This is a genomic window from uncultured Campylobacter sp. (assembly GCF_938018145.1).
Classification (GTDB): domain Bacteria; phylum Campylobacterota; class Campylobacteria; order Campylobacterales; family Campylobacteraceae; genus Campylobacter_A.
In genome coordinates, this window is sequence record NZ_CALIII010000221.1 from 1 (window position 1) to 3,830 (window position 3,830).

At 45.4% G+C, this 3,830-nt stretch carries 4 protein-coding genes and 1 pseudogene; all 5 read left to right on the forward strand.

The features are described from left to right. Nucleotides 1-687: pseudogene (locus Q0338_RS04920) on the forward strand (saccharopine dehydrogenase); the annotation flags it as partial. Beyond that, on the forward strand, nt 688-1,296 hold the full coding sequence (gene gmk, locus Q0338_RS04925) for a guanylate kinase (RefSeq protein WP_298085786.1): 609 nt from the start codon (nt 688-690) through the stop codon (nt 1,294-1,296). Nucleotides 1,297-1,336: 40 nt separating this feature from the next. Beyond that, the gene (locus Q0338_RS04930; protein ID WP_298057572.1) at nt 1,337-1,561 is read left to right on the forward strand and encodes a twin-arginine translocase TatA/TatE family subunit; all 225 of its coding nucleotides are present in this window, start codon (nt 1,337-1,339) and stop codon (nt 1,559-1,561) included. Nucleotides 1,562-1,570: 9 nt separating this feature from the next. Continuing rightward, nucleotides 1,571-3,157: an arginine--tRNA ligase gene (argS, locus tag Q0338_RS04935; protein ID WP_298085787.1), complete on the forward strand. Its 1,587-nt coding sequence runs from the start codon at nt 1,571-1,573 to the stop codon at nt 3,155-3,157. A 117-nt stretch (nt 3,158-3,274) separates the two neighbouring features. Continuing rightward, a partial coding sequence (locus Q0338_RS04940; protein WP_298085788.1) for an extracellular solute-binding protein occupies nt 3,275-3,830 on the forward strand: 556 nt, incomplete at its 3' end.

A 3,830-nucleotide genomic window follows, 5' to 3' on the forward strand; every position in this document is an offset into this window, starting at 1 on the left:
GCGAACGAGCCTGATATAGCCGAGTTTGTCGATATGGATAGCGCGGACGAGCCTGAAGCTGTGCAAAGCCTTGAGCAAGCGGAAAATGACGATAAATTTGCAATAGAAGAAGCTGAGGAGCAAGAGGATATCTTCGCCGATATGGATATGAAATTTGACGAGCCAGACGAGCAAGAGGTGCAGGTCAAAAATAGCGCCTTGGGCGATGAGTTTTTACTGGGCGACACAGAAGCGGCCGGTGAGGCGGAGAAAGAGGATTTTGCGAGCGAAGAAAATTTGACGCAAGATGCTTTAGATGATGAGCTTGCGGATGATATTTTTGCCCCAGACGATCAAAGCGAGACGGAAATAAATCTCGAGCAAGACGCGCAAGAAATCAGCGAGCCCGAAGCTATGCAAAACGAGTCTGAAATAGCGCAGCAGATTGATCCGAGCGAGTATGGCGACATCGAGCAAATCAGCGAAAAAGATATGGCATTAGCGCTTAATGAGGGCGGATTTGCGAGCGGAGAAGCGGTAAATTTGAGCTCGCAAAAAGCTCAAACGACGTCAAAGATAAACGAGCTAAAGGCTCAAATTTCAGACGCCGTAGCTAAAAATCTAGAAAATTCGTTGCAAGACGGCGAGCTCCGAGAGGCTCTAAAAAATCTCAACATAAAAATCAATATAAGCTTTGAGGAAAAGTAGTTGAAGGGGCAAATTTTAATTATCTCCGGCCCCAGCGGTAGCGGAAAAAGCACGCTTTTAAACCGTCTTTTAAAAGAGGAAAACGATCTTTACTTTTCGATATCAAGCACAACGAGAGCGCCGAGACAGGGCGAGACCGATGGCGTGAATTATTATTTTATAAGCGAAGACGAGTTTAAAAAAGGGATAGATGCGGACGAGTTTTTGGAGTGGGCGTGCGTGCACGGTAACTACTACGGCACCTCGCTAAAGCCCGTTTTAAAGGCGCTTGAAGATGGTAAAATAGCGATTTTTGATATCGACGTGCAGGGTTTTAATATCGCTAAATCAAAATTTGCCAAAAATATCACCTCTGTTTTTATCACGACGGCTAGCAAAAACGAGCTAAAATCAAGACTGCAAAATCGCGGCACCGATAGCGCGGAAACCATCGAAAAGCGGCTGATAAACGCAGTCGGCGAGATGGAGCATATCTTAGAGTACGATTATTTTTTGATAAACGACGACTTGCAAAACTGCTATGAAAATTTGCGCGGGATTTTGCGCTCGATGCGCCTAAAAACGTCAAATTTAGACGCAAAAGAGATTATTAACAAATGGAATAATTGATAAAATTATGCTAATATAACGAAAATCAAAAGGAGAAAAAATGGGTCCAAGCGTCCAACAATTGCTTATTATTTTACTTATCGTGGTCTTGCTTTTTGGAGCGAAAAAGATCCCCGAGCTCGCAAAAGGCCTAGGTAAGGGAATAAAGAGCTTCAAATCGGAAATGGAAGATGATAAGAAAACCGAGAACGTAGAAAAAGTAGAAGAGAAAAAAGAAGAAACCGCAACCGCCGCAAAGACTGAAGATACGGCTAAAAACGCGTAAGGAAAGGCGTTGAAAAAAAGCGTAATAAACGAGATAAAAGGCGCCGTGGACTTTGATTTTGCGCTAGAAAAGCCAAAAGATAAGGGCTTGGCGCACTACGCGATGCCTACTTTTAGCCTAGCAAAACAGCTCAAAAAATCCCCCGTAGCCATAGCCGCCGAGCTAGCGTCTAAATTTGAAAATAGCGAAGTTTTCGAGGCTACGGCGCTAAACGGCTATATAAATTTTAAACTAAAACCCGCATTTTTGGATAAATTTGCCTCGGCTAGCCTTGCAAATCCGAGCGAGTTTGCAAAAGGCGGCGGAACTAGCGGCGAGAAAATTTTGCTCGAGTACGTCAGCGCAAACCCGACCGGTCCGCTTCACATCGGGCACGTTAGGGGCGCGGTTTTTGGCGATACGTTAGCTCGCGTCGGGCTTCATATCGGCGAAAATATCGCGACTGAATACTACATCAACGACGCAGGCAATCAAATCGAGCTTCTAGGCACGTCCATATCGCTTTGGGCGCGCGAAAATTTATTCGGCGAGAGAGTGGCGTATCCGGAGAAATTTTACCGCGGCGACTACATCGAGCCTATCGCAAAAGAAGCGCTAGAGAAATTTGGCAAAGAGATATTTTACGACGAGGGCCGAAATCTCGAACTCGCCGAGTTTGGTAAGGATAGAGTGCTGGTTTTGATCAAGCAAAATTTAGCCGACGCGCAAATTTTCATCGAAAACTGGGCTAGCGAAAAGAGCTACTACGATAAACTCCCTCTCACGCTAGATCGCCTAAAAAGCGAGAACGGCATCTATGAGAGCGAGGGTAAAATCTGGCTAAAATCAAGCGAAGTGGGCGACGAAAAAGACCGCGTCATCGTGCGCGAGGACGGTCGCGGCACCTATCTAGCCGGCGACGTGGTGTATCACGACGATAAATTTAGGCGCGGATTTGATCGCTGCATCAACATCTGGGGCGCCGATCACCACGGCTACATCGCGCGTATGAAGGCGGCGCTACATCTGCTTGGATACGACGAAAATCGCCTCGAGATCATACTTTCGCAGATGGTGAGCCTGCTAAAAGACGGCGAAGCCTACAAGATGAGCAAGCGCGCGGGCAACGTCGTGCTGATGAGCGACGTGGTCGAGGAGATCGGCTATGAGGCGCTTAGATTTATGTTTCTTAGCAAGCGCTGCGACACGCACCTGGAGTTTGACGTGGACGAACTAAAGCGCGAGGATAGCTCAAACCCGGTATTTTATATCAACTACGCGCACGCAAGGATCAATCAAATTTTCGCAAAAGCGGGCAAAAACGTCGCCGATGTCGTAGGTGTTAAATTTGCAAATTTGAGTGAAGACGGCAAAAACTTGCTATTTGAGGCGCTCACGCTAAACGATATTTTAGTCGATAGTTTTAACACGCGCTCGATGAATAAAATTTGCGACTATCTAAAGAGCCTGGCTGCGAATTTTCATAAATTTTACAACGAAAATCGCGTCGTAGGCAGCGAGAACGAAGACGAGCTTTTAAAGCTTTTCGCCGTCGTCGCGCTCTCGATAAAAACGGCTCTAGGGCTAATGGGTATCGCTGCAAAAGATAAGATGTAGAATAAAATTAGTAAATTTAGAAGCGCTAAGCGGCGCTTCTGCTTAAACGCAAACCATTAAAATTCATGAATCTTTCTAAAATTTCCGCCGTATTTTTCTTTATATTTTTGTTAATTTATGTTATCATTATCTATATATTTTTTTAGAAAGGAGATAATATGTTTAAACTGGTCAGAAAAAAAAGCTTTAAAAATTTACTGCGATTTGTTTGCCGCCGGTGCCAATTATGAAAAGAACGATATTGTCGCTTCCGTTGCGAACGGCAATGCGGGTATGGCTTTGGGCTGGCCTTCGTGGTTTATTTCTTCGTCAAACGCTCAAGCCGCCTATGCCGCAATTCCCGATCGCGTATCCTCGTCTTCGGAAAAACACGCAACAGGTATGATCGGCAATTGGATGATGGGTATTACCGCAAACAGTACTCATAAAGAAACGGCTTTAAAGCTTTTAACTTATTTAACGAGTGCGGAAGTGCAAAAGGCCGCAGTTGATAAGGGCGGCGTTCCTACACGTACAAGCGTTTTTACCGATTCCGCAATAACCGCAAAATATCCGTATTTCAGCGTTATTTACGAAGGCACCAATAATTCGGTCGTACGCCCGCGCACACCGAAATGGTCGTCCGTTGAAAATGCATTCGGCATAGAACTTTCGAATGTCGTTTCCGCAGGAA

Excerpts from the sequence above, each read along its gene's own strand:
- Q0338_RS04930 (WP_298057572.1), top strand. The coding sequence starts at position 1,337 with ATGGGTCCAAGCGTCCAACAATTGCTTATTATTTTACTTATCGTGGTC.